Genomic DNA, 24,368 nt, shown 5'->3' on the forward strand with positions numbered 1-24,368 from the left:
GGCTATGCAGGATTGTAAACGTCAGGCCAGCTAGTGCGCGGCCAGCTTACGCACCTTGCGCATGTCGGCCAGAAAACGCTCCCGTTCGGCCTGCTTGTCGTCGGGATCGCGGATGCGCAGGATGTAGGAGGGATGGATGGTGATGAACACCCTCAACCCGTCCTCGCGCTCGATCACCTCCCCGCGATGCTTGGTCACCGGCACCGACTTGCCAAGCAGAGACTGGGCCGCCGTGGCGCCGAGCGCGACCACCAGGTCCGGCTTGATCAGGTCCAGTTCCCTGTCCAGCCACCAGCGGCAGGCCTGGATCTCGCCTGCGTTGGGCTTGCTGTGAATGCGCCGTTTCCCGCGCGGCTCGAACTTGAAATGCTTCACCGCGTTGGTGACGTAGACCTTTGTGCGGTCGATCTCGGCGTCGTCCAGGATGGAATCGAACACGCGGCCAGCCGGCCCGACGAATGGCTTTCCCGCCAGATCCTCCTGATCGCCCGGCTGCTCTCCGACGAAAATCCATTTCGCGCTATCCGGACCTTCGCCGAAGACGGTCTGCGTGGCGTCTCGCCAGAGCGGACAGCGCCGGCAACCCTTCGCTGCTTCCCGTAGTGCGGTAATCGTGGCCGCATCGGCGCCATCCCCCCTGTCCGTCTCCTCGCGCTTCCAATGTCGCGCCTGGATCTTTTCGTGGCGGGTTGGAGCTTGTGTCGGTGTTCTGGCGATCATCTCTCGAGCGGCCTGGTCCGCGCCTGCGATCATGCCAGGAATGAGCGTCGCCTCCGGAAGGTTCCGCCAATATTTTCTGGGCATCTCCGCCTGCATCGCCTTCACCTTCAAGCGGGCGGGATTGAAGATCGACCTGAAGTAGGTCTTCCAGAGCTCTTCGGCATCGTCCTCGCGCGGCGCGCTTGCCCGGCTGGCGCCCGGCCCGAAGGCGAGCGTCTCGCCGTCCCAGGTCGCCGAGGCATAGGGTATCAGGATTGCCCAGTGCATGCCGGTGAAACGTCGTACGAAGAACTCCGCATTGCGCTCCAGGATGAAATGGTCTGGCTCGAACCAGGCGACATAGTGCTCGCCGCTCCCGTCTTTGATGCGCCGGAAGCGCACGAAGGCGCGCATCTTGTGGATGTCGCGGCGCACCGCCTTGTCCATGGCCTCGAAACGTCTCACCTCGGGATCGGAGGCGATCTGCATCAACTCCGGTTTCCGGGTGAGCCGCCACAGCAACTGGTAGAGAAAACCAAACCGGGCGGGATCGGAGTGGCAGAACACGGCTTCCGCCCGCTCGACGAAGCTGCGGGGCACGTTGAGCACCGCGCCGGCAGGAATCGCCGGCAGAGACGCCGCGAGCTCTGCCGCGCGAACTGGATCGACCGTCCAGGCGACATCCTCGGGCCTTGCGCCATTCAGCACCAGCCGTCGCGCTGCGTCCCGCCAGCTGGCGAAATCGATGTCGGACTTCAGGGCAACGGTGAAGCGCGCCAGCGAGAGCTGCGGGGCGGCGGTCACAGCAGGCTCAGCTGTCGGGGAGGCGGCGCGAGCTTCTGGCGCAAACGCTCGGCATCGAGCAGGCAGCCGGGCGACCAGTCCGCCGCAACGATGAAGGGCCGCACCGTGGCGATCGACCGGCAGATGCGGCCGACATCGGCGAGCCTCAGTCGTGCGTGCGGGCGCGTGTCCAGGATGCGCGTCACCGCGCGTGTGCCCAGGCCCGGCACGCGCAGCAGGTCTTCGCGGTGCGCCCGGTTGACGTCGACCGGAAAGCGCCCGCGGTTGCGTAGCGCCCAGGAGAGCTTCGGGTCGATGTCGAGATCGAGCATGCCATCGGGCGTGCCGGCCAATATCTCGGGCTGCAGGAAACCGTAGAAGCGCATCAGCCAGTCGGCTTGATAAAGCCGATGCTCGCGCATCAGCGGCGGTCTCTTCAGCGGCAGCGCCGAGGAGGCGTCGGGGATGGGGCTGAAAGCGGAGTAATAGACCCGCCGCAACTGATAGCTGCCGTAGAGCCGCGAGCTGGTGCGCAATATGCCGTCGTCCGATGTCGAGTCGGCGCCGACAATCACCTGCGTTGACTGCCCGCCGGGCGCGAAGCGCTGACGTTTTTTCGTCTTCAGCGTGGGTTCGGATTTCTCTTCCATCTTCTGGCGCAGCGACGCCATGGAAAGGCGGATCGTCTCCGGTCGCTTTTCCGGCGCAAATCGTTTCACGCCCTCGTCGGTCGGCAGTTCAATATTGATCGACAGCCGGTCTGCATATTTGCCCGCCTTCTCCAACAGGTCGGACGCGCATTCTGGAATGGTCTTCAGGTGAATGTAGCCCGCGAAGTTCTCCTCCTCGCGCAATCGGCGCGCGACCTCGACCATCTCGCTCATCGTCTCGTCGGGCGATCGGACGACGCCGGAGGAGAGAAACAGGCCCTCGATGTAGTTGCGCTTGTAGAACTCGATCGTGAGGCGAACGACCTCTTCGGTCGTGAAGCGGGCGCGGCGCGTGTTCGACGATGACCGATTTATGCAGTAGGAGCAGTCGTAAATGCAGAAATTGGTGAGCAGTATCTTCAACAGGGAGATGCAGCGCCCGTCCGGCGCATAGGCATGGCAGATGCCAATGCCTTCGGTCGAGCCGATGCCCCTGGATTTTACCGAGTCGCGCCGATCCGTGCCCGAAGATGCGCAGGATGCATCGTATTTCGCGGCGTCGGATAGGATCGCGAGCTTTTCGCGTGTGGAAAGCGCGGCCATGCGTTCATGATATGTTCCGCAAAGCCCTGCCGCTACTAAATTTGTTAGTCCCGCTCGATAAACGCGGTCACTGATCGGTGATGATCTTGACCTTGTCGCCGACCGAGACCGTCGCGCCCGGACCGAGCGCGTTGATGACGCGGAAAAGGTCGAGTTTTTTGTCGACGCCCACCATGCCCGCCGAAAGCGAAGCCACGGTCTGGCCGGGCTTTACCGTCACCACCTTGATCCGCAGCGGCTTCAGCGCCGCCTTCTCCCGTGCCGAGAGCATGCGGAACGAGCCGCTCACGGCGCGGGCGATCTGGTCGAGCCCGGTGCTAGCCGCCGGCGCTGCGGTCAGCAAGCGGTAAACCTGGTCGCCGGCACGGATCACGGCAATATCGAACTGCCACCCCTCCGCGCGCGCGCTCGCGACGGCCGCTTCGTTGCCGTTGATCGTCACCGCGCGCACGCTGGCCGGATCGAGGCCGGCCACCCAGCCGCTGCGGACGTAGGTCGTCAGCGGTGTGCGCGGATTGAGCTCGACGCCATCGAAGCGCACGGCGGTCTCGCCCGGGCCCGTCGCCGTCACTGCGGTCGCGCTGTTGTCGATTGCGAAGCCCGGCGGCACCGAGAAGGAGATGCCGAGCTTCGGATGCAGGAAGGTGTTGCCGCGCACGTAGCCTTCCTCGGGCGTGTCGCCGAAGAGCAGCCCGTCGATGCCTGCCAGGAAGGAGTCGCGGTCGCGCGCGCCGACGCCGGGCGCGCCGAACGAGCGCGCATGCCGCAACGCCAGTTCAATGCGCTGCGGCGCGTTGGGATGGCTCGCCAGGAAGTCGAGGCTGGGGTCGGTGGCGCCGCTTACCGATCGGAAATCCGTATAGGCCGACATCGACTGCAGGAAGCGCGACGCGGCGAAGGGATCGTAGCCGGCGCGCCCCGAGGTGCGGATGCCGATGGTGTCGGCCTCGAGTTCCTGGTTGCGCGAAAACTGCGCCAGGCGCAGCTTGCCGCGCACCAGCGCCAGCTTGGCCGACGGGCTGTCCGCCAGCACGTCGGACACCACGCGCGTCGCCAGGCCTTCCTCGGCCTCCTTGCGCTGCCGCGCCTGCCCGTGGTTGGCGGTGACATGGCCCATCTCGTGGGCGATCACCGCGGCAAGCTCGGCCGAATCGTTGGCGAGCGCCAAGAGCCCGCGGGTGACATAGAGATAGCCGCCCGGCAGCGCGAAGGCGTTCACGTTGGGCGAGTTAAGGATGGTGATGCGGTAGGTCTGCGTCGGGTTGTCGGTCTCCAGCGTCAGGCTGCCGACGACCTTCGCCACCATCCGTTCAAGCTTGGGGTCGGAGTACTCGCCGCCATAGGTCGCCAGGATGCGCGGATGCTGCGCCCTGGCGAGCTCGGCCATGCGGTCGTTCCGGCTCACCGTGTCGACGGTGACCGGGTTGTCGGAGGGCTGGAAGGCCTGCGCGTTGATCTGATCGACGGCGGACTGGCAACCGGCGAGCGAGAGCGCAAGCGCGACAAGCAGCGCGCCGCGCGGCATGCGCCGTGCTACGCTCGAAACTGCAGGCGTCTTCATGCACAAGCTCGACAGAGCCTTCTCCTTCGCGTCAGGGCAATGCGTCGCGGGAACCTACCACGAACGCGCGGCGAACAGAAATTGTCCTAACGTCATGCCATGTGACGAGGAATTATGTCTGCAACCGGGCAATATGTGGTGCTCATGACGCTGTGCTGCCATCACCGATGTAGTCGCGAAAGCTTTCCGGAGCCTTGTCGGAGAAAAAATCTTCCGCCTTTCCGGCCGCAGATACGTTGCCATCCCCGAGGAAGATGAGGTTTTCGGCAATTCTTCGCGCATCGTCGGGGTGGTGTGTCACAAATACAACGGTCATGCGCCGTTCTGCGTGAAGGTCCGAAAGCAACTCCAGCATGTCGCCGCGCAGTGCCGGTCCCAGCGACGCGAAGGGCTCGTCGAGCAGCAGGACGGGGCGGTCCCGCACGAGCACACGCGCCAGCGCCACCCTTTGGCGCTCGCCGCCGGAGAGCTCGCGCGGCAGTCGCTTCTCCTTGCCGGCAAGGCCGACGCGGGCGAGCGCATCTGATATCGCGGCGCGGTCGGGGGCGGTGAGGGTGAGAGAGGGCGACCGGCCGAGCCCGACGTTCTTCTCGACCGTGAGGTGGCCGAACAGGTTGTTCTCCTGGAACACCATGGACACCGGCCGCGAGGCTGGCGGAAGCGTCGTCACGTCCTCGCCGCCGATGCGGACCGCACCCGATTCCGGCGTCTCGAAGCCGGCAACGAGGTTGAGCAGCGTCGACTTGCCCGAACCGCTCGGCCCCATCAGCGCCGTCATCGCACCGGCCTCGATGGCGACGTCGAAGCGGAATTTCTGTTCGCCGTAGCCGAAGACGACCTTTTCCAGGGTGATCGGAAGCCCGCCCGTCATCGTTCCTCTCTCCTGCCAAGCCAGTCCGCGGCGAGGATCAGCGCCAGGCAGAGCGCCCCAAGCAGAAGCGCCAGCCCGGCCGCGTCGGCCGTACGGTAGCTGCCCATGCGCTCGAACAGCAGATAGGGCAAGGTCTTCACCGCGTCGCTGCCGAACAGGGCGATGACGCCGAGGTCGCCGAGCGACAGCGCCATGGCGAAGGCGAGGGCGGTCGCCAGCGGCCGCCTGAGCACCGGCCAATCGATCAGGCGCAGCCGGTTCCAGCCGGAGATTCCCAGCGAGGCGCACAGCCGCTCGTGCCGCCCGGCCGCGGCATCATGAGCCGGCCGCACCGCACGCAGCGCAAAGGGCATGGCCATCACCGCGTTCACCGCAACCACCATCACCGGCGCGATCGCGAAGACGTCGGCGACGTGCCGGATCAGGATGAACCAGCCGGCCCCGATGACGATCGGCGGCACGACCAGCACGAAGCTGGCGCCGGTATCGAACAGCCGTTCGAGCAGGGGGAGGCGTCCGCCGGCGGCAGCACGTCGTGATGCGGCCAGCGCCCAGGCCATCGACGCGGCGAGGCTGGCCGAGAGCAGGGCCAGCACGACGCTGGTCAGCGCGGCCCGGTGGAATGCGGGTTCGGCGAGCAGCCGGCCGAGATCGGCCTCCAGCCCCGAGGCGACGATCGCCGCCATCGGTCCGGCGACGAACACCAGCGCCAGCAGGATCGCCACCGTGTTGAACACGCGCTCAGGCGTCTTGACGGTGACGAAGCTTCGCCGCGCGACGGCCAGGTTGGCATCCCCCGTAACATTTGCGCCAAGCCGCATCAGCACCGCCACCACCGCCAGCGTCATGGCGATCTGCGCCAGCGTGAGCGTCACCGCGCGCGCCGGATCGAAGTCGAACCGAAGCGCCTGGTAGATCGCCACCTCGAGCGTCGATGCGGCCGGGCCGCCGCCCAGCGTCAGCACGATGGTGAAGGAGGTGATGCACAGCATGAAGACCAGGCCGGCCACGCCGGGCAGCGCGGCGCGCAGCACCGGCCATTCGATCAGCCGGAACGATGCGCGCGCATCCATGCCGAGCTGGCTTGCCAGCCGCCACTGGTCGGCGGGCACCGTGTCCAGCGCCTCGACGAGCAGTCGCGTCGCCAGCGGCAGGTTGAAGAACACGTGGGCGACGAGGATGCCCGACAGGCCGTAGATGCCCGGCCACGTGCTGCCGGTCGCGGCGGAGAAGACCGGCGCGAGGTATCCCGCGCGCCCCAGCAGCGCCAGCACGCCCATCGCCGCCACGATCGCCGGGAGCGCCAAGGGAACGGCAAACAGCTTCAGGATGAGACCCCGTCCCGGGAAGCTGGGATGCCGGGAAAGCGCCCGCGCCACCAGGATCGCCGGCGTCACCGCGAACAGCGTCGAAAGCACTGCCTGCAGCAGGGTGAAGCGCGCCACCCGCAGCATATAGCCGTCGAACGCCGCAGCGGCCCCGGCCCAGTCCCGCGCGCCTTCCAGGAGAAGGCCCGCAAACGCGCCGCCGATCAGGAGCGTGATGGCCGCGAGGGCTGCGATACCGGGGGCGATGCGGGCCGTCGAATGGGCGCGGTTCAGCATTGGAGCGGCTCAAACGTCAGGCGGACGGCCTCCTGGATGCCCCCCTCTCCGTCGCGCTTCGCGCGACACCTCTCCCCCACTCCGTGAGGGGAGAGGATCGACGGCCGCAAGCCTGGCGCCCATCCTCGCCCCCGCATCGCGGGGGAGAGGTGCCGAGCGCAGCGAGGCGGAGAGGGGGACGTGGCCTCCTCTGCGTCAGCCCAGTTCCGTTTCTCCGTTGGAGAGGGAAGTGTTCGATAGAACGGAGAGGTGTGCCGGAGCATCAGCGCAGCGAGCAGCGGTGTGCTCACTCGCTCATCACGGAAAGCCACTCGTCCACCCAGGCCTTGCGGTTCTTCGCCACCTCTTCCGGCGTGAAGGCCAGCGTCTTGGCGGGCTTCACCAACCGGTCGAAGGCCGGGTTCAGCGGCTTGTCCGTCTTGCCTGCCGGCAGCATCCAGTTGGTCTCGGGGATGGCGTCCTGGAAACCGGGTCCGGTCATGAACGCCAGGAACTTTGCTGACAGCGGGTTCTTGGCGCCGTTGACGGTCGTCCCGGCCACCTCGACCTGAAGGTAGTGCCCGTCGGAGAAGGCTGCCGCCTGGTAGCGGTCCGTGCTCTCGGCAACCATGTGGTAGGCCGGCGAAGTCGTGTAGGAGAGCACCATCGGCGCTTCGCCCTTGGTGAACAGGCCATAGGCCTCGCTCCAGCCGGGCGTCACCGTCAGCACGCGGCCGCGCAGCTTCTCCCAGGCCTCTCCGGCCTTGTCGCCATAGACGGACTTGACCCACAGCAGCAGGCCGAGCCCCGGCGTCGACGTGCGCGGATCCTGGATCACGATCTTCTGCGACGGATCGCCATCGACCAGCTCCTTGAGGCTCGCCGGCGGCGTCTTCACCGTCTCGGTGTCGTAAACGACGGCGAAGTAGCCGTAGTCGAACGGAACGAAGGTCTTGTCGGTCCAGCCGCCCGGCACGTTGACGTTGGCGAGGTCGATATCGGACGGTGCGAACAGTCCGGTCGCCTGCGCCTCGGCGGTCAGGTTGGTGTCCAGCCCCAGCACGATGTCGGCCTTCGTTGAGGCGCCCTCCAGCTTGATGCGGTTGAGCAGGGCCACGCCGTCGGCCACCGAGACGAACTTGATGTCGCAGCCGCACTCCGCCTCGAAGGCCTTCTCCACCTGCGGCCCAGGGCCCCATTCGGAGGTGAAGCTGTCATAGGTGTAGACGGTGAGCGTGTCCTGCGCCCGGGCGGCCGCGGTCAGGCCGACCAGCGCGCTGGTCGCCGCGAGAATAGAGAGTATGCGCATCCGAGGCCTCCTCAGTTCAAGGTTGAAAGGGAATTGGCGCCGGATGAAGCGTCTAATCCCTCCGCCGGTACGAGCCGGATCAGGTTCAGCGGGTTGGCAGGAACTCTCGTTCCCTTGCCTCTCAGCCTGTGCGCGTCACCGCGCACGGCACCCCGTTAGAGCGCGGCCAAACTAGACCGAACGCTGCGCCCGTGCAACGCCCGGCGCATGGCCCGCGCGCATGGCTGCCTTTCGCTTTCGCGCGACCTCGTATAGAGGCGCGGCATGAGCCGTTTCACGCTTCTCCTCGGTGGCGATCTGGTCACGACGCCGCGCCTTCTCGCGCAGGTCGCGCAGACGCGCGTCATCGCGGCCGATTCCGGCATGCGCCATGCCCGCGCGCTCGGCCTCAGCCCGGAACTCTGGGTCGGCGATTTCGATTCCGCCACGGCGCTTCTCGAACGCGCCTATCCCGACGTGCCGCGCGAGGTGTTCCCCGCCGAGAAGGATATGACCGACGGCGAACTGGCGGTCGCGACCGCAGTACGGGAGGGCGCGACGTCGCTCGTGCTCGCCGGCGCTTTCGGCGGCAGCCGGGCCGACCATGCCTTCCTCCACCTGGCGCTTGCGATGCGCATCGCGGAGAAGGGGATGGAAGTCATCCTCAGCAGCGGCTCGCAGGAAGGTCGCCCGCTTTCGCTCGGCGGAACGGCCTTTGACTTCGCCGACGCGACGCTGTTTTCCGTCGTCGGCTTCACGCCGCTCTCGGGCCTGACGGTGCGGGGGGCCAAATGGCCGCTCCATGACGTCGAGGTGCCGCTCGGTTCGTCGCTCACCATATCCAACCAGATCCAGGGGAGACTCGAGATCGAACTCCGCTCAGGCCGCGCCATGCTGATCGCACATCCGTTTCCCGCCGAGGGGGCCTGAGCCATGGCGCCGCCTCTCCTGAAACTCGACGACATCCGCCTCACCTTCGGCGGTACGCCGCTGCTGCAGGGCGCAAACCTGTCTGTCTCCCCCGGCGATCGGATCGCACTGGTCGGCCGCAACGGGTCGGGCAAGTCCACCCTCCTCAAGATCGCCGCCGGGCTGGTCGAGCCGACCGACGGCGAGGTGTTCCGCCATCCGTCGGCGACCATCCGCTACCTCCCGCAGGTGCCCGACATGGACGGCTTCGCGACCGTGCGCGCCTATGTCGAGGTAGGGCTCGGCCCCGCCGACGATCCGCACCGCGCCACCTACCTCATGGAGCATCTCGGCCTGACCGGCGACGAAAAGCCGTCCGACCTCTCCGGCGGCGAGGCCAGGCGCGCCGCGCTCGCCAAGGTCATGGCGCCGGAGCCCGACATCCTGCTCCTCGACGAGCCGACCAACCATCTCGACCTCGCCGTCATCGAGTGGCTGGAAGAGGAACTGATCCGCACCTCGTCGGCCGTCATCCTGATTTCGCACGACCGCCGTTTCCTGGAGCGCGTCTCGAAGGCGACCGTTTGGCTCGACCGCGGCGAGACGGCGCGACTCGATCGCGGCTTCGCGCATTTCGAGGAGTGGCGCGACAAGATGCTGGAGGAGGAGGAGCGCGACCAGCAGAAGCTCGGCCGCCAGATCGTGCGCGAGGAGCATTGGCTGCGCTACGGCGTCACCGCGCGGCGCAAGCGCAACATGCGTCGTCTGGGCGAGCTGCACGCGATGCGCCAGAAGCACCGCAGCCATCGCGGCGCCGAGGGCGTGGCGACGATGGTCGCTTCCGAGGCGGCCGAATCCGGCAAGCTGGTCATCGAGGCGAAGAACATCGACAAGGCCTATGGCGACCAGGTCGTCGTGAAGGGCTTTTCTACGCGCATCCAGCGTGGCGACCGCATCGGCCTCGTCGGGCCGAACGGCGCCGGCAAGACCACGCTCCTGAAGATGCTCACCGGCGAGCTGGCGCCCGACGCCGGCAAGGTCCGGCTCGGCGTCAACCTGGAGATCGCCACGCTCGACCAGAAGCGGGCCGCGCTCGATCCGGAGGAGTCGCTGGCGCACTTCCTGACCGACGGCCGCGGTGAAACGGTGGTGGTCAACGGCGAGGAGCGCCACGTCGTCTCCTACATGAAGGACTTCCTGTTCAAGCCCGAGCAGGCGCGCACGCCGGTTCGCGAGCTGTCGGGGGGCGAGCGCGCGCGGCTCATCCTTGCCCGCATCCTGGCGCGGCCGTCTAACCTCCTGGTGCTGGACGAGCCCACCAACGACCTCGACATGGAGACGCTGGACCTGCTGCAGGAACTGGTCGCGGGTTACGCCGGCACGGTGCTGCTGGTCAGCCACGACCGCGATTTCCTCGACCGCACCGTCACGTCGATCATCGCGCCGGAAGACAACGGCCGCTGGCTCGAATATGCGGGCGGCTACGCCGACATGCTGGCGCAGCGCGGCGGCAAGAAGCTGGAAGACCGCAAGGCGGCCAAGGTGGCGTCGTCCGGCAACGGTAGCGGGTCGACGAGCGGCGCCGCGTCCGCAGCGGACACCCAGAAGGCCCCGGCCAAAAAGCTCTCCTACAAGCAGAAGTTCGCGCTGGAATCGCTGCCGGGCAAGATGGAAGGTGTCTCCGCTGCGATCTCGGCGCTGGAAGACAGGCTTGCCGATCCAAAATTCTACGAACGCGACCCCAAGGGCTTTGGCCAGAGCATCGCCATGCTCGACAAGGAACGCGCCACCCTCGCCACGATGGAGGAGGAGTGGCTGGAACTGGAGATGCTCAGGGAAGAGCTTGAGGGGTAGTTGGGTGGCAGTTTTGCTGCGCCCTCGGCCAGCGGGGCAAATTTGTCCCCGGTGATATGGCTCCGGGTCAGGCGGGCCGGATGCTCATGATGCAGAGAACGAGCAGGGCAGCGGCAAGCGCGGTCATTACGATGTCTCTTCGACCGAGTTTCGGCGCACCCATGACGGTGCGCGGCGATCCGGGTTCGAGACCCCGCGCCTCCATCGCGATCGCAGTCCTTCCGGCGCGCCTGATGGCATAGGCCAGAAGCGGGATGAGCAGACCGGACAGTTCGATGGGCCCGGGGATCCGTCTTGGGGCTTTTCCGAGCTTCATGGCGCGCGCCAGCCGCATCTGCTGCACTTCGGCGGCAAGGTCCGGCACGAGCTGCATGGCTGAAAAGAGGGCATAGGCAATCTGGGGCGGAAGCCGCCAACTGGCCATCAGCGACCGCACAAACGCTCCAGGGTCGGTGGTCAGCGCGAACAGCGCCGAGATCATCCCGCACGCGATCGCCCGCAGGAAAAGCGTGATGCCGGCGGAAAATGCCGGCGAGGCCAACACCGACTCGGCCGCCATCTGAAGCGCGAAGCCGCCGTCTTGCCGGAAAAGGACGCTGGTGGTCAGGAAGCCGAATCCGAACAGCGCGAACGGCAACATCAGGGCCAGGATCAGAGCCAGCGAAAAACGCTCCACAACGAGGAGCAGGAGCACCACGATGACAATGGTCGCCAGCTGAAAGCGCGCGTCGAAGATCAGGACGGATGCCGCGACCCACACGAGGCAGACGACCAGCTTGGCGAGCGGATGCAGCGTCTTCAGCATGCGGCTGTCCCCTTCAGCCAGCGCAGGACCGGCGCGATGGCCGGCTCGGCCAGCCCCGCCCTTGCCACGAGATCGGCGTTTGTCAGGAGTTCGGCCGTCGGACCTTCCGCCAGGATCCCGTTCTCGCCGAGCACGATGGAGCGTGAGCAAAGGCGCAGCGCCAGATCCATGTCATGGGTGATCAGCGCGACCGCACGTCCTTCCGCGGCGAGGGCCTCGATGTGGTCGAAAACCGTCTCCGCGCCTCTCGCATCGAGGCCGGCGAACGGCTCGTCGAGGACGAGGAGCGGCCACCGGCTGCTCGACGTCAGGCACGCCAGCGCCAGCCGCCGCTTCTGCCCTTGCGACAGTTCGGCGGGGTGGCGCTCCTCCAGACCGTCGAGACCCCACCGGGCAAGGATCTCCCCCAGGCGAAGCGCATCGGCCTTTAGCCAGGTGGAAAGCTCCTCCCTGACGCTGGCGGCGGTGAAGTGGTGCTCTGGCTTCTGCAGCGCGATTGCGCCGGCCGCGCCATCGCGACTGCCGCCCTTCAATCGAAGCAGGCCCGCGAGGCTTCCGCCGAGCGTCGTTTTGCCGGCGCCGTTGGCGCCGAGAAGGCCGAGCACCTCGCCTTCGCGAATTTCGAGGTTCACCTTGCGAAGGACGGTCGGCCCCAGGAAAGGCGCGCAGTCGGCCTCCGTCAGCCGCGCCACGGTGCGTCCGTGCGATGCTGGCGGCGCGGCCCGTCGCGCGCTGGCGAAGCTTGCGAGGGCGTCCCGCGCGCGGCTCCGTTCTTCCGGCGGCAGATCTTCGAGGTGACGCAGCACGGCGTCAATGCTGAGCGGCGGCTCGGCAGGCGCCAGCCCGGCCTGCGACAGTTCGGCATCGAGATGGCTGGCAAGGGGACGCCAGACACCCAGGGCGTCCAGGCGCTCGCGCTGTTCCCGAAACAGCGCCGCCGGGGGACCCTGGGCGACGATCCGGCCGTCGTCGCCCAATACCGCGACACGGTTGATGACGCCGATCAATCCGTCGAGACGATGGTCGACGATGAGAGCGGCTTCCATCCGTCTGTTGTCCAGCAGAAGCCGGTAGAGCTGCGCGGCGGCCGCGGGCGCGAGATGCGCGGTGGGTTCGTCGGCGACCAGCAGCGGCGCTTCCTGTGCGAGGGCCGCGGCCAGCGCGACGAGCTGCCGTTCGCCTCCCGACAGTGTGGTGCTGCGGCGGCTCCGCCACTCCTGCGGCAATCCGACGAGATGCATGGCCTCGAGGATCTTCGCCTGGATGCAGGCTTCCGGAAGTGCGGCGTTTTCCAAGGCGAAGGCGATCTCGTCCTCGACCCGCATTCCGCAGAGCGTCCTGTCCGCGTCCTGGAACAGATGCGCGACCGTATCGGCCCAGCCGGCAGGGCTGCGGTTGGAGACCGGCTCTCCGCGCAGACGTGTGTAACCCGCTACCTCCGCGGGGATGCTGACGGGCATCAGACCCGTCAGCGTCATCAGGAGGGTCGACTTTCCCGATCCCGATGCGCCCAGGAGCAGCACCCGCTCGCCGCGCCCGATGGCGAGCCGGACGGGTCCGACGGCCGCTTCCTTCGCATAGGGGTAGCGGACCGCAACCTCGTCCCATTCTGCCAGGGCGGCGCGGTCAGCGGCGCGCGGTTCGCCGGTCATGGTCTATCGCCAGGCCGGAGAGGACGCCTGTGCCGTAGAGGCCCTGGACGATCACATGACCAAGCCATCCGCCCAGCAAGGCGCCGCTCAGGCAGCGCAGCACGAACATGGTGACGAGAAGGCCGGGCGCAAGTGCGCCATAGTCGAAGCGGATCCAGGTGTAGATGAAGGAAAACACCGCCGCTCCGACGCCGGCCGCCAGCAGGACCGGAAGGCGATAGTTCCGCCAGCGCGTGGCCGCGAACACGACCTCCGCACCGGCGCCCTGTACCGCCCCCGTGACCAGGAGGAGCAGGCCGGCCGGGCTGCCGAGCATGATCTGGACCGCCGCCGTCAGCATCTCGGCTGCGAGGGCGACGCCGGGCTTGCGGATGATCGCCGCAGCGACAATGGAGGCGACGAACCAGAAGCCCATCACCACATCCATGGTGACCGGGCCGAAGACCGCCTGGGCGAGAAGCCAGACCTGCACCCAGGCGAGATAGAGGGCGCCGAACACCGCGCCGAGCACGGCGACGATCATGGTTTCGCGCAGGGTCCACCTGTTTTGACGGGTCATGCCATTCCTGCCTGGAATTGAGAAGAATTGGTTCGGCGCTGGATGATCGCGCCGAGGAGCGGATGCCGATTGTCGGCAAAAGTGATGCGAAAACAAAAGGCTAAGGCAACCGTGCGATTTTGATCGCGCTGGGGCTCCCTAGCGGGGCGTCGGGCTGTTGGCCGAGACGGTCAGATCGAGTGCGACGTGCCCTTCAGGCGAGCCGAAGCGCAGGAACGCCTGTTCCAGCGTGGCGAAGACCTGGCCTGCGTCGCCCCTGAGCTTGGTGCAGAAATTCTTCGATCGTTCGAACACGCCGGACGATTTCAGAAAGTCGATGCAGCCGTAGATCTCGTCCATGTGGTGGCCCCGGCCGAGCGGGTAGAACGAGAACTGGACTGCGATTTCCTGGCCGGTGTCGGCCGCTTGCGCCGCCGTCCGCACGGCCAGCGCGACCCGCTCCTCAAGCGGAGCGGGAACCTCGGGCCGCTCCGCCGGCGTGCAGATCGGATCGTCGGGTTCACCGGGACAGCCGCGCGAGACCGTGGCGGACAGCACGCAGTGCCTGCCGCTCGCCGCGGCGGCGACGAAAAGGTCGCGCATCGCTGGAAAGAGCTGTTCGGGCGGACCGACGAGCAGGGTGGACAGGTCGTCCGTTTCGATGCGGAACGAATCCCGGTAGGGATCCAGCGCCTTGATGGCGTTCAGGATGATGTCCACGAAATCGTCGGACATCGGATAAAGGGATATCTGTGCGCCGGAAAACATGACCGCCTCGCTCCGCTGGCATTACCCAGATCAGCTTTAGGGTCTGAAGGCTTGCCGCCTCGCATCTCAGCCCCGACGGTACGGAGCACCCCTGTGGATGTCTGCCGTTAGCATCAACGATCGGCGCGGCGCAAGGCGCTGCGGATCAATTGTGGACAATGGCTGTTGACGGCCGCGGCAGCGAGCCCGGGGGACGGATCCCCGTCCGGAACCGCCGTGGGGATGCCGATCGCGCCGGGGAGGGACGCGCGAGAGCAGCGTGTCGAGGAAAGCGGAACGCCGGTCGCTGGGAACTGCCGGCCTTAGTTCGCCTTGCGAACCGCCAGGCCTTCCGCCAGTGTTTCCATGCGCTGCGCCAGGCCTGTCAGTGCCCCGGTCAGCGCCGCGTCGTTCTTGTCGGCTTTCACAAGAGCCTCGTCGCGCGTCTTCCTCAGCGTTCCGATCTCGCTCTCCATGCCCTTGACCCGCTTCTGCAGCTCCGAGAGTTCGTCCATCACCATGATGGCGGCCATGATTGTCAGCCGCTGGTCGCCGATCTCGCCGAAGGAGCTCTTGAGATAGGAGACGTAGCGGTCAAACTTCTGGCCCATCTCCATGAGGTGCTCTTCCTGCCCCTCGTCGCAGGCCATGCGATATTGCTTGGCGTCGATGGTAATCGTGACTTGCGCCATGTCGCACCTACCTGTCCAGCACGGCGCGGATGGTCTCCATCGCCGTCACCAGCCTTCGCGAGACTTCCTTGTTGGCCTCCTCGAGCCGCTCGGCGCGCGATTCAGAATTGTCGAGTTCCTGCGCCAGTCGGCTGCGGTCGGCATTCATCCGCTGCACCTCGGCTTCGGCTTCGGAATAATCCTGTTCCTGCTCGAGGCGTGCGGCGACGGCATTTTCCAGCCCTTCGATCGCCTTGGTGAGGCGCGAAATGGCCTCCCTGAGTGTGGTTTCGCCGGTCATCGTTTCCGTCTCAACCCGCCCGCCGTGGAATCTCCGCGTTCAGAACGCGTTACACGGAAAACATTAGGCAGCGCTGGAAGCGCACGTCAACAAAGCTGTTCATCTGTCCCCTGCTAATGCGCCGGCGGCCTTTCAGCCGGGGAGCCGAGTTCGGCCAGGGAAACGCGCGGACGCGCCTTTTCGCCGCGTCTGCGCGTTTGTTGACACCCGGACGGCACCTGCTATGTGTCCGCTGCCTTTTTGGCCCGAGCCACCCCAACTGCGAGCGATCCATGAGCAACAGCGAAAAGCACGACCGCATGGCCAACGCGATCCGCTTCCTGTCCATGGATGCGGTGGAGAAGGCGAATTCCGGCCATCCCGGCCTGCCCATGGGCGCTGCCGACATCGCGACTGTGCTGTTCACCCGCTATCTCAAGTTCGATCCGCAGAACCCCCACTGGGCCGACCGCGACCGCTTCATCTTGTCGGCCGGCCACGGCTCGATGCTGCTCTACTCGCTGCTCTACCTGACCGGCTACGAGGACATCACCCTCGACGAGATCAAGAATTTCCGCCAGCTCGGCTCCAGGACCGCCGGCCATCCCGAATACGGCCACGCGGCCGGCATCGAGACGACGACCGGCCCGCTCGGCCAGGGTCTGGCCAACTCGGTCGGCTTCGCGCTCGCCGAGCGCATCATGAACGCCGCCTATGGCGACGACCTCGTCGACCACTACACCTACGTGCTGGCCGGTGACGGCTGCCTCATGGAAGGCATCAGCCAGGAGGCGATTACGCTCGCCGGCCACCTGAAGCTGAACAAGCTGATCGTCTTCTGGGACAACAACAACATCTCGATCGACGGCGCCGTGTCGCTGGCCGATTCGACTGACCAGCAGGCGCGCTTCGCCGCCTCCGGCTGGTCGACGATCGCCTGCGACGGCCACGACGCGGAGGCCATCGCCAAGGCGATCGACTTCGCCCGCGCCTCCGACCGCCCGACGCTGATCGCCGCCAAGACCACCATCGGCTTCGGCGCGCCGACCAAGGCCGGCACGGCCAAGGCCCACGGCTCGCCGCTCGGCAAGGACGAGATCGCCACCACCCGCAAGACGCTCGGCTGGGACTACGCGCCGTTCGAGGTGCCCTCCGACATCCTCGACGCATGGCGTCTCGCCGGCCTCAACTCGGCCAAGAAGCGCCAGGACTGGGAGAAGCGGCTCGCCGCTGCCGGCTCCGACGTGCGCAGCGAGTTCGAGCGCCGCATGCGTGGCGAGCTCTCCGGCGGCCTCGACGGCGCCATCGCCGACTACAAGAAGAAGCTCGCGGCCGACAAGCCGAAAGTCGCCACCCGCAAGTCGTCCGAGATGGCGCTGGAGGTCATCAACGGCGTGCTGCCCGAGACCATCGGCGGCTCGGCGGACCTGACCGGCTCCAACAACACCAAGACCAGCCAGACCAACCCGATCCAGGCCGGCAGCTACGGCAACCGCTACGTCCACTACGGCATCCGCGAGCACGGCATGGCGGCTGCCATGAACGGCATGGCGCTGCACGGCGGCATCATTCCCTATGGCGGCACCTTCCTCTGCTTCTCGGACTATGCGCGTCCGTCGATGCGCCTTGCCTCGCTGATGGGCATCCGCTCCATCTTCGTCATGACGCACGATTCCATCGGCCTGGGCGAGGACGGCCCGACGCACCAGCCCGTCGAGCATGTGGCTGCGCTGCGCGCCATCCCGAACCATCTGGTCTTCCGCCCGGCCGACGCCACCGAGGCGGCCGAGTGCTGGCAGCTCGCGCTGGAAAGCGCCAAGGCGCCTTCGACGCTGGCGCTCACCCGCCAGAACCTGCGCGCCGTGCGCACCGAATATGTGGAGGAGAACCTCTGCTCGTTCGGCGCCTACGAACTGGCGACCGCCGACGGCGAGGCCCAGGTGACGATCTTCGCCACCGGCTCCGAGGTCGAGATCGCTCTCGACGCACGTACGGCGCTGCAGGCGCACGGCCACCCGACGCGCGTCGTCTCGGTGCCCTGCATGGAACTGTTCGAGGCGCAGCCGGCCGCCTACCAGGAAGCGATGATCGGCGTCGCTCCGGTCAAGGTCGCCATCGAGGCCGGCATCCGCATGGGCTGGGACCGCTTCATCGGCGCCGACGGCATCTTCGTCGGCATGCATGGCTTCGGCGCTTCCGGCACGATCGAGCAGCTCTACAAGCACTTCGGCATCACCGCCGAGGCCGCGGCGCAGGCCGTCGAGGCGCGCCTGCACCCCGCCAAGCGCTGATCGGCGCGACACGCGAACGCGCCCGGCTCCCGCTTCGGGGCCCGGGCGGCACGCCCTATCTGGATCGGGACCGCCGATGATCCGCCACATCGTCTTCTTCAGTGCGCCGCCCGGCGGCGATGTCGTCGCCATCCGCGACGGCCTGATGGCGCTGGCCGAGATTCCGTTCTCCACCCATTTCGAGGTGGCGCTCAACCGCAAGGTCGATCCGCTGTGCGACCAGATCGACGTGGTGGTCTACGCGGAATTTCCGGACGAGGCGGCGCTTGCCGCCTACAAGGCCCACCCAACCTATGACGCCACGACCCGGGCGGTGCGGCCGCTCCGCGAGCTGCGCTTTTCCGCGGATTTTCCGGCACAGCCCTGATCGAGACCGCCAAGGCGCCGTCTCCCGGTGCGCCTTTCGCCGCCCCGCGCCGAGATGTCGCGTGGAGCAACCGGCGTTAATCGATTTGACCAGACGGCATCGCCGCTGGATTCCTGACCACGTCGCGTTTAAGAAGCGGCTGCACGCGCGGCGCCTCCCAGGCATCGCAGCAGCCGCGCCGAATTGACCCCGGCCGCCTTGTCTTGGTCGGCTTACGCTCCGCAGGAGGACTATTCATGACCGTAAGAGTCGCAATCAACGGATTTGGCCGCATCGGCCGCAACATCGTACGCGCCATCTACGAGTCGGGTCGGACCGACATCGATGTCGTCGCGGTGAACGACCTCGGCCCGGTCGAGACCAACGCCCACCTGCTGCGCTACGACAGCGTGCATGGCAAGTTCCCGCATGAAGTCGGCGTTGACGGCGACACCATTTCGATCGGCAAGGAGAAGTTCAAGGTCCTGGCGATCAAGGATCCGGCCCAGCTCCCGTGGAAGGATCTCGGCGTCGACATCGCGCTCGAGTGCACCGGCATCTTCACGTCCAAGGACAAGGCCTCCGCGCACCTGACCGCCGGCGCCAAGCGCGTGCTCGTGTCGGCGCCTGCCGACGGCGCCGACCTGACGGTCGTCTATGGCGTCAACCACGACAAGCTGACCAAGGACCACGTCGTCGTCTCCAACGCCTCCTGCACCACCAACTGCCTGGCCCCGGTCGCCAAGGTCCTCAACGACGCCTTCGGCATCGAGAAGGGCTTCATGACGACGGTCCACGCCTACACCGGCGACCAGCCGACGCTGGACACCATGCACAAGGACCTCTACCGCGCCCGCGCTGCGGCCATGTCGATGATCCCGACCTCGACCGGTGCGGCCAAGGCCGTCGGCCTCGTGCTGCCGGAGCTCAAGGGCAAGCTGGACGGCGTCTCGATCCGCGTGCCCACCCCGAACGTCTCGGTCATCGACTTCAAGTTCGTGTCCAGGAAGACGGTCACCGTCGACGAGGTCAACGCCGCCCTGGTGGCCGCCGCCGACGGCCAGCTGAAGGGCGTCCTGGCCTACACCAAGGAGCCGCTGGTCTCGATCGACCTCAACCACAACCCGGCTTCCTCGACCTTCGCGCTCGACCAGACCAAGGTCATCGACGGCAACCTCGTGCGCGTCATGTCCTGGTATGACAACGAGTGGGGTTTTTCCAACCGCATGGCCGACACGGCCGTCGCTTTCGGCAAGACCATCGGCTGATCCGAGCCACATTCTCATCAGCGAAAGCGCCCGGCATCGTCCGGGCGTTTTTCGTTTGCGGTCAAGGCAGCGTGGCGCCACCTGCAGCGAGTGTGGCAGCCCGGCAGGCGGCGGCGTCGGGTCCATGCCCGCACCACTGGGCGGGTATCCGAACGTAACGGCATGGGTCCCAGGGTCGCGCTCCGCTTCGCTGCGCTTGCCCTGGGATGACGAAGTAGGGGTGTCAGCGGCCAATCATCGAAGTTGGACTGCTAGCGGCCAATCATCAACGTCGGCGCTGTCGATTGGCGAACTCACTTCCCCCCTTCGTCATCCTGGGCCGAAGCAGGAGCGAAGCGAACTGCGGAGAGCCTAGGACCCATGCCGTGACGCCCCGGCAGCACGCCGACGGCGCAATGCAACACCCCGTCGCCAAACGGAACGCCCGCCCAGAGCGCGAAAATGGGAGTTGCGCAGGGAGAAAAACGCCCCCTTTCGCAGCCACTCGCAGCGCCGAGCTTCTCCTAACATATTGTTATCGCTTGCATTTCAGAGCGCCGACATCTCCCGCTCGAAAAAAGATTCTCCCCACCCCAAGAACCGCCCTCATAATCCGTCTCGCCCCTGCACGGGAAACGGATGGCCACCGACCCTCCGGGCAGGCGACGGTGCCGGATCGGCAGCGCTACGGTGGCGCTGCTGGGTGATGAGCCCCCAGGTCCGGGCCCCGACCGCCGACCGCGACCCGATGGGCCGGGCGGGACAGGTGGGGCAAGACCACCGGACGGGCGGCCGCGAGGCCGCATATTCTATGTTACGAGCGACCGGACGGCCGCCCGTCTTCCCGGTCGGGTCCCCCGACCCCCATCGGGACCGTTCTTTGACAATGGCCAGACGCGACAAGCGGGCGTGGCGATGCGAACTGATGGGGAGGCTTCATTCTCTGCGGGGGGAATGGCAGTCGCTTCCGGGCGGAGGCGATAAAAAGCAAACTGCTCCTCGGAACTGTGGCTTGCGCGGTTCCCGTCTTCGCCGCACTCTGTCGCAACGAGGAACGGAGATCGGAAAGGGGGCAGGCGACGGATGGATCATGCGATCTACCTCGTGACGCTGATCGGCACGGCGCTCGTGCTGGTCGCGTCGTTCTCGAGCCTGATCGCCTTTCGCTTCGGTGCTCCGCTGCTTCTCCTGTTCCTGAGCATCGGCCTGCTCGCCGGCAACGACGGCCTCGGCGTCGATTTCAACAATGCCAGCCTGGCCTATTTCGTCGGCTCTCTCGCGCTGGCCGTCATCCTCTTCGATTCCGGCTTCGGCACGCCCTACAATGTGCTGCGACAGGCGGCACTGCCGGCTTTGTCGCTGGCGACTGTCGGCGTTGCCCTGACCACCATCATCTTCGGCATCGCGGCGCACGCGCTGGTCGACTTGTCCTGGCTGGAATCGTTCCTGCTTGGAGCTGCCGTTGCCTCGACCGACGCCGCCGCCGTCTTCTTCCTGTTGCGCGCCGGCAACCTGCATCTGCGCGACCGCGTCAGGTCCACCCTCGAGATCGAATCGGGCACCAACGACCCGATCGCCATCTTCCTGACCATCACCCTCGTCGAGGTCATCGCCGCTGGCCAGAATCCCGAGGCCGAGATCCTGCTGATCGACATTCTGGTCGGCTTTGTCACGCACATGGTGCTGGGAGGCCTCGTCGGCATTCTCGGCGGCTTCGCCATCGTGCGCCTCATCGAGCGGCTCGACCTCGACCACGGGTTGGTGCCGATCTTCGTTCTCGCGTTGTCGCTGATGGTTTTTGCTGGGGCCGGGGCCATCGGCGGGTCCGGCTTCCTTGCCGTCTACGTGGCCGGCCTCATTGCCGGCAATTCGCGCGTTCGCTCGACGGCGGTGCTGAGGCGCTTCCAGGCGGGCGTGTCCTGGCTGGCGCAGATCATCATGTTCCTGGTGCTCGGGTTGTTCGCCACGCCCTCCCAGTTCCTCGGCATCCTGCCTGCCGCAGTGGCGCTCGGCCTCGTGCTCATCTTCATCGCCCGGCCGGTGGCGGTGTGGCTCTGCCTGGCGCCTTTCCGCTTTCCCCGCGCGGAAACAGCTTTCATCGCCTGGGTGGGCTTGCGCGGCGCCGTGTCGATCCTGCTGGCGATCACGCCTCTGCTCGGCGGGCTGGAGAACGGCCGGTACATCTTCAACGTCGCCTTCATCGTGGTGCTGGTCTCGCTGCTGGTGCAGGGCTGGACGGTGGGCCCGTTCGCCCGGCTGCTCGGCCTCGTCGTGCCGCCGCGCATCGGGCCGCTGGACAAGTTCGAGCTGGAGCTTCCCGGTTCCGCCCACCACGAACTGCTCGCTTACCGCATCGTGGCCGACAGCCCGGTGGCGCGCGGCGAGCGCATTCCGCGCTGGGCGCGACCGTCGCTGATCGTGCGCGACGGGCGTTCCATGCGCTTCCAGGATGCCGGCCGGCTGGTCGCGGACGACCACGTCTACATCTTCGTGCCCGACCGCTATCCGCGCCTGCTGGACAAGCTGTTCGCCAGCCGTGCGGCCGTGGACCCGGAGGACGCGGATTTCTTCGGCGCTTTCGCGCTCGACCCGCAACGCCCGGCGGAAGAGCTGGAGATGGCCTATGGGCCCGGCCTCACGGAATCCGAGCGCCGGCTCACCATCGGCGAACTGGTGCGGGCGCGCGTCGGCGGTCATCCGGAATATGCCGACCGCGTGGCGCTCGGCCCGATCGAACTCATCGTGCGCGACGTCGACGAGAAGGGACGCATCACGGAAGTGGGCGTTTCCTTCGAGCCGCAGGCCGCGCACGGCCACGGGCCGGTCGTGAGCGCCGGGGATATTTTCGAGCGCCTGCAGAAGGTCATTCGCCGCATCCGGAGGAAACCGGGAACGGAGGAGCCGACGTCGGATCTCTGAGCTGGACGAGCGACCCAGAATCCTGCCGGAGGGGTCTCGAAATGCCTTGCATCGGAGCCTTCGCGCGATAATGTCCGCCGCGATTTGCACACAGGAGACGCCGGTGACCAAGTTCAAGACACTCGATCTGATCGGCGACGTGAAAGGCAAGCGCGTGCTGGTGCGCGTCGACCTCAACGTGCCCATGGCCGACGGCAAGGTCACCGACGCCACGCGGATCGAACGTGTCGCGCCGACCATCATCGAACTCTCGGACAAGGGCGCCAGGGTCATTCTGCTGGCGCATTTCGGCCGCCCGAAGGGCGGGCCGGACCCGCAGTTCTCGCTCGAGCCCATCGCCCGCGCCACGTCGGACGTCATCGGCCGCACGGTCACCTTCATCCCGGATACGATCGGCGAGAAGGCCCAGGGCGCCATCTTCGCCATGAACCCGGGCGACATCGCACTTCTGGAGAACACCCGGTTCGACAAGCGCGAGGAGAAGAACGATCCGGCCTTCACCGAGGAATTGGCCAAGGATGGCGACGTCTTCGTCAACGACGCCTTTTCCGCAGCCCACCGTGCCCACTCGTCGACCGAAGGGCTGGCGCATTTCCTTCCGGCTTTCGCCGGCCGCACGATGCAGGCCGAGCTCGAGGCGCTGGAGAAGGGCCTCGGCAGCCCGGTCAAGCCGGTTGTCGCCATCGTCGGCGGCGCAAAGGTGTCGACCAAGATCGACCTGCTGATGAACCTGGTGAAGAAGGTCGACGCATTGGTGATCGGCGGCGGCATGGCCAACACCTTCCTCGCTGCGCGCGGAACCGACGTCGGCAAGTCGCTCTGCGAGCACGATCTCGCCGACACCGCAAAGCAGATCATGATCGAGGCCGCCTCAAGCGGCTGCGCCATCGTCCTGCCGGTGGACGGCGTCGTGGCCAAGGAGTTCAAGGCCGGCGCCGCAAACGAGACGGTGGCGATCGATCAGGTGCCGGCCGACGGCATGATCCTCGACGTCGGTCCGAAGACCGTCGAGGCGGTGAATGCCTGGATCGATCGCGCGAAGACGCTGGTCTGGAACGGCCCGCTCGGCGCTTTCGAGATCGAGCCCTTCGACAGGGCGACGGTCGCGGCGGCCAAGCATGCCGCCAAGCGCACCAAGGCCGGCGAGCTGGTCTCCGTCGCCGGCGGCGGCGACACGGTGGCCGCGCTCAACCATGCCGAGGTCGCCGACGACTTCACCTACATCTCGACCGCCGGCGGAGCTTTCCTTGAATGGATGGAAGGCAAGGCGTTGCCCGGCGTCGAAGTGCTCAAGGCCTAGGCATCGGCGGGGGGCGCGGTGGCGAGGGACAAGTTCAATCCGGCCGCGCTGCTCACCTGGCTCGCCTCTTCGATCTACGTCTGGCAGGGCGTCGGCGTCAGGCTGCGCACCGAGCGGCTGGCGCCGGCGAAAGGCCCGGTGCTGCACCGGATCGACGGCGCTGAGCCGCCGATCGGACTGCTGGTGCTTGGCGACTCCTCAGCGGCATCCGTCGGCGTCGGCAATTCCGAGCAAGGCCTGGCGTCGCAGCTCGCGGCGATGATGGCCGAGCGGACGGGCAGGGCGGTCAACTGGCGCGCGGCGGGTTTCAACTCGGCGACCGCTGGCGGCATCCGGGACCAGGTCGTGCCCAATCTGCCGCACGAGCCGTGGACCCATATCGTGCTGTCCATCGGCACCAACGACACCAAGAATTTCCACTCCGTGTCGCGCTGGGGCAGGGAGTTCGGCACGCTGCTCTATGCGCTGCGTGCAAAATGGCCGGAGGCGCGGCTGATCTGGTCGCCGGTCGTCGACATGACGCGCGTGCCCGCTTTGCCCAAGGCGCTCGGCAGGATCCTCGAGGTCCGGGCGCAGGCGATCAACGGCATGGGCGTCCGGCTCTGCCGCGAGCGCAGCGCGCTCGGCGCGCCGCGCCTGCCGATCCTGGATCCGGCCGCCGGCTTCTCCACCGATGGTTTTCATGCGTCGGAAGCCGGATATCTCGCCTGGGCGGAACACCTCGTCGAGCTGTTGCTGGCGGAAGACTGAAGATGGCCGCGGCGCAAGGCG

At 66.8% G+C, this 24,368-nt stretch carries 20 protein-coding genes and 1 riboswitch; of the genes, 8 read left to right on the forward strand and 12 right to left on the reverse strand.

Translation table 11 applies throughout. The annotated features are described in order from the left end of the window. Positions 1-30: 30 nt before the first annotated feature. The 6 genes from PD284_RS05500 to thiB form a co-directional block, all read right to left on the reverse strand. Positions 31-1,503: a UdgX family uracil-DNA binding protein gene (locus PD284_RS05500; protein WP_274627210.1), complete on the reverse strand. Its 1,473-nt coding sequence runs from the start codon at positions 1,501-1,503 to the stop codon at positions 31-33. Continuing rightward, entirely contained in the window at positions 1,500-2,735 is a 1,236-nt protein-coding gene (locus PD284_RS05505; protein WP_274627211.1) for a putative DNA modification/repair radical SAM protein, read from the reverse strand. Before PD284_RS05505 ends, PD284_RS05500 begins: the two co-directional genes overlap by 4 nt. Positions 2,736-2,802: 67 nt before the next feature. Beyond that, on the reverse strand, positions 2,803-4,260 hold the full coding sequence (locus PD284_RS05510; RefSeq protein WP_411956252.1) for a M48 family metalloprotease: 1,458 nt from the start codon (positions 4,258-4,260) through the stop codon (positions 2,803-2,805). Positions 4,261-4,438: 178 nt separating this feature from the next. Further along, positions 4,439-5,167, reverse strand: a complete 729-nt coding sequence (gene thiQ, locus PD284_RS05515) for a thiamine ABC transporter ATP-binding protein (protein ID WP_274627213.1) — start codon at positions 5,165-5,167, stop codon at positions 4,439-4,441. After that, complete coding sequence (thiP, locus tag PD284_RS05520; RefSeq protein WP_274627214.1) at positions 5,164-6,771, reverse strand: thiamine/thiamine pyrophosphate ABC transporter permease; 1,608 nt, start codon at positions 6,769-6,771, stop codon at positions 5,164-5,166. The genes thiQ and thiP overlap by 4 nt, the downstream gene beginning before the upstream one ends. 286 nt (positions 6,772-7,057) lie before the next feature. Next, on the reverse strand, positions 7,058-8,059 hold the full coding sequence (gene thiB, locus PD284_RS05525; protein ID WP_274627215.1) for a thiamine ABC transporter substrate binding subunit: 1,002 nt from the start codon (positions 8,057-8,059) through the stop codon (positions 7,058-7,060). A gap of 39 nt (positions 8,060-8,098) precedes the next feature. Next, positions 8,099-8,224, reverse strand: a riboswitch (TPP riboswitch). Positions 8,225-8,323: 99 nt separating this feature from the next. Here thiB and PD284_RS05530 point away from each other — a divergent pair. Continuing rightward, on the forward strand, positions 8,324-8,968 hold the full coding sequence (locus PD284_RS05530; protein ID WP_274627216.1) for a thiamine diphosphokinase: 645 nt from the start codon (positions 8,324-8,326) through the stop codon (positions 8,966-8,968). Between the two features lie 3 nt (positions 8,969-8,971). Then, positions 8,972-10,801 (forward strand): ABC-F family ATP-binding cassette domain-containing protein, encoded by a 1,830-nt coding sequence (locus PD284_RS05535; RefSeq protein WP_274627217.1) that lies wholly within the window; start codon positions 8,972-8,974, stop codon positions 10,799-10,801. A gap of 67 nt (positions 10,802-10,868) precedes the next feature. Here the strand turns inward: PD284_RS05535 and PD284_RS05540 are convergent, their stop codons facing one another. The 6 genes from PD284_RS05540 to PD284_RS05565 form a co-directional block, all read right to left on the reverse strand. Further along, a complete protein-coding gene (locus tag PD284_RS05540; protein ID WP_274627218.1) occupies positions 10,869-11,606 on the reverse strand; it encodes an energy-coupling factor transporter transmembrane component T family protein in 738 nt (245 codons plus the stop codon). After that, positions 11,600-13,258 (reverse strand): ABC transporter ATP-binding protein, encoded by a 1,659-nt coding sequence (locus PD284_RS05545; protein WP_274627219.1) that lies wholly within the window; start codon positions 13,256-13,258, stop codon positions 11,600-11,602. The genes PD284_RS05540 and PD284_RS05545 overlap by 7 nt, the downstream gene beginning before the upstream one ends. Further along, the gene (locus tag PD284_RS05550) at positions 13,233-13,817 is read right to left on the reverse strand and encodes an ECF transporter S component (protein ID WP_274627220.1); all 585 of its coding nucleotides are present in this window, start codon (positions 13,815-13,817) and stop codon (positions 13,233-13,235) included. The genes PD284_RS05545 and PD284_RS05550 overlap by 26 nt, the downstream gene beginning before the upstream one ends. A gap of 138 nt (positions 13,818-13,955) precedes the next feature. Beyond that, positions 13,956-14,564, reverse strand: a complete 609-nt coding sequence (locus PD284_RS05555; RefSeq protein WP_274627221.1) for a YkoF family thiamine/hydroxymethylpyrimidine-binding protein — start codon at positions 14,562-14,564, stop codon at positions 13,956-13,958. A gap of 302 nt (positions 14,565-14,866) precedes the next feature. After that, positions 14,867-15,235 carry a cell division protein ZapA gene (locus tag PD284_RS05560; protein ID WP_274627222.1) on the reverse strand — a complete coding sequence of 123 codons (369 nt, stop codon included), beginning with the start codon at positions 15,233-15,235 and terminating at the stop codon, positions 14,867-14,869. A gap of 7 nt (positions 15,236-15,242) precedes the next feature. Further along, the gene (locus PD284_RS05565; RefSeq protein ID WP_274627223.1) at positions 15,243-15,515 is read right to left on the reverse strand and encodes a DUF4164 domain-containing protein; all 273 of its coding nucleotides are present in this window, start codon (positions 15,513-15,515) and stop codon (positions 15,243-15,245) included. Positions 15,516-15,787: 272 nt separating this feature from the next. Here PD284_RS05565 and tkt point away from each other — a divergent pair, with 272 nt between their 5' ends. The 6 genes from tkt (at position 15,788) to PD284_RS05595 (ending at position 24,347) form a co-directional block, all read left to right on the forward strand. Then, a complete protein-coding gene (gene tkt, locus PD284_RS05570) occupies positions 15,788-17,785 on the forward strand; it encodes a transketolase (protein ID WP_274627224.1) in 1,998 nt (665 codons plus the stop codon). A gap of 76 nt (positions 17,786-17,861) precedes the next feature. Next, positions 17,862-18,152, forward strand: a complete 291-nt coding sequence (locus PD284_RS05575; RefSeq protein WP_274627225.1) for a Dabb family protein — start codon at positions 17,862-17,864, stop codon at positions 18,150-18,152. Positions 18,153-18,388: 236 nt separating this feature from the next. Next, complete coding sequence (gene gap, locus PD284_RS05580) at positions 18,389-19,399, forward strand: type I glyceraldehyde-3-phosphate dehydrogenase (RefSeq protein WP_274627226.1); 1,011 nt, start codon at positions 18,389-18,391, stop codon at positions 19,397-19,399. A gap of 1,062 nt (positions 19,400-20,461) precedes the next feature. After that, positions 20,462-22,297, forward strand: coding sequence for a potassium/proton antiporter (locus PD284_RS05585; protein WP_274627227.1), 1,836 nt, complete (start codon positions 20,462-20,464; stop codon positions 22,295-22,297). Positions 22,298-22,400: 103 nt separating this feature from the next. Further along, positions 22,401-23,597 carry a phosphoglycerate kinase gene (locus PD284_RS05590; RefSeq protein WP_274627228.1) on the forward strand — a complete coding sequence of 399 codons (1,197 nt, stop codon included), beginning with the start codon at positions 22,401-22,403 and terminating at the stop codon, positions 23,595-23,597. 18 nt (positions 23,598-23,615) lie between these two features. Beyond that, the gene (locus PD284_RS05595; protein WP_274627229.1) at positions 23,616-24,347 is read left to right on the forward strand and encodes an SGNH/GDSL hydrolase family protein; all 732 of its coding nucleotides are present in this window, start codon (positions 23,616-23,618) and stop codon (positions 24,345-24,347) included. The last annotated feature ends 21 nt before the right edge of the window (positions 24,348-24,368 follow it).

Source organism: Mesorhizobium shangrilense, from assembly GCF_028826155.1.
Classification (GTDB): Bacteria; Pseudomonadota; Alphaproteobacteria; order Rhizobiales; family Rhizobiaceae; genus Arvimicrobium; species Arvimicrobium flavum.

Bases quoted from the DNA above. Each gene is read 5' to 3' on its own strand.
- thiQ (WP_274627213.1), bottom strand. From the start codon at position 5,167: ATGACGGGCGGGCTTCCGATCACCCTGGAAAAGGTCGTCTTCGGCTAC.
- PD284_RS05560 (WP_274627222.1), bottom strand. From the start codon at position 15,235: ATGGCGCAAGTCACGATTACCATCGACGCCAAGCAATATCGCATGGCC.
- PD284_RS05565 (WP_274627223.1), bottom strand. From the start codon at position 15,515: ATGACCGGCGAAACCACACTCAGGGAGGCCATTTCGCGCCTCACCAAG.
- PD284_RS05550 (WP_274627220.1), bottom strand. From the start codon at position 13,817: ATGACCCGTCAAAACAGGTGGACCCTGCGCGAAACCATGATCGTCGCC.
- PD284_RS05535 (WP_274627217.1), top strand. From the start codon at position 8,972: ATGGCGCCGCCTCTCCTGAAACTCGACGACATCCGCCTCACCTTCGGC.
- PD284_RS05540 (WP_274627218.1), bottom strand. From the start codon at position 11,606: ATGCTGAAGACGCTGCATCCGCTCGCCAAGCTGGTCGTCTGCCTCGTG.
- PD284_RS05555 (WP_274627221.1), bottom strand. From the start codon at position 14,564: ATGTTTTCCGGCGCACAGATATCCCTTTATCCGATGTCCGACGATTTC.
- PD284_RS05575 (WP_274627225.1), top strand. From the start codon at position 17,862: ATGATCCGCCACATCGTCTTCTTCAGTGCGCCGCCCGGCGGCGATGTC.
- PD284_RS05510 (WP_411956252.1), bottom strand. From the start codon at position 4,260: ATGCCGCGCGGCGCGCTGCTTGTCGCGCTTGCGCTCTCGCTCGCCGGT.
- PD284_RS05585 (WP_274627227.1), top strand. From the start codon at position 20,462: ATGGATCATGCGATCTACCTCGTGACGCTGATCGGCACGGCGCTCGTG.
- tkt (WP_274627224.1), top strand. From the start codon at position 15,788: ATGAGCAACAGCGAAAAGCACGACCGCATGGCCAACGCGATCCGCTTC.
- PD284_RS05545 (WP_274627219.1), bottom strand. From the start codon at position 13,258: ATGACCGGCGAACCGCGCGCCGCTGACCGCGCCGCCCTGGCAGAATGG.
- thiB (WP_274627215.1), bottom strand. From the start codon at position 8,059: ATGCGCATACTCTCTATTCTCGCGGCGACCAGCGCGCTGGTCGGCCTG.
- PD284_RS05530 (WP_274627216.1), top strand. From the start codon at position 8,324: ATGAGCCGTTTCACGCTTCTCCTCGGTGGCGATCTGGTCACGACGCCG.
- gap (WP_274627226.1), top strand. From the start codon at position 18,389: ATGACCGTAAGAGTCGCAATCAACGGATTTGGCCGCATCGGCCGCAAC.
- PD284_RS05505 (WP_274627211.1), bottom strand. From the start codon at position 2,735: ATGGCCGCGCTTTCCACACGCGAAAAGCTCGCGATCCTATCCGACGCC.
- thiP (WP_274627214.1), bottom strand. From the start codon at position 6,771: ATGCTGAACCGCGCCCATTCGACGGCCCGCATCGCCCCCGGTATCGCA.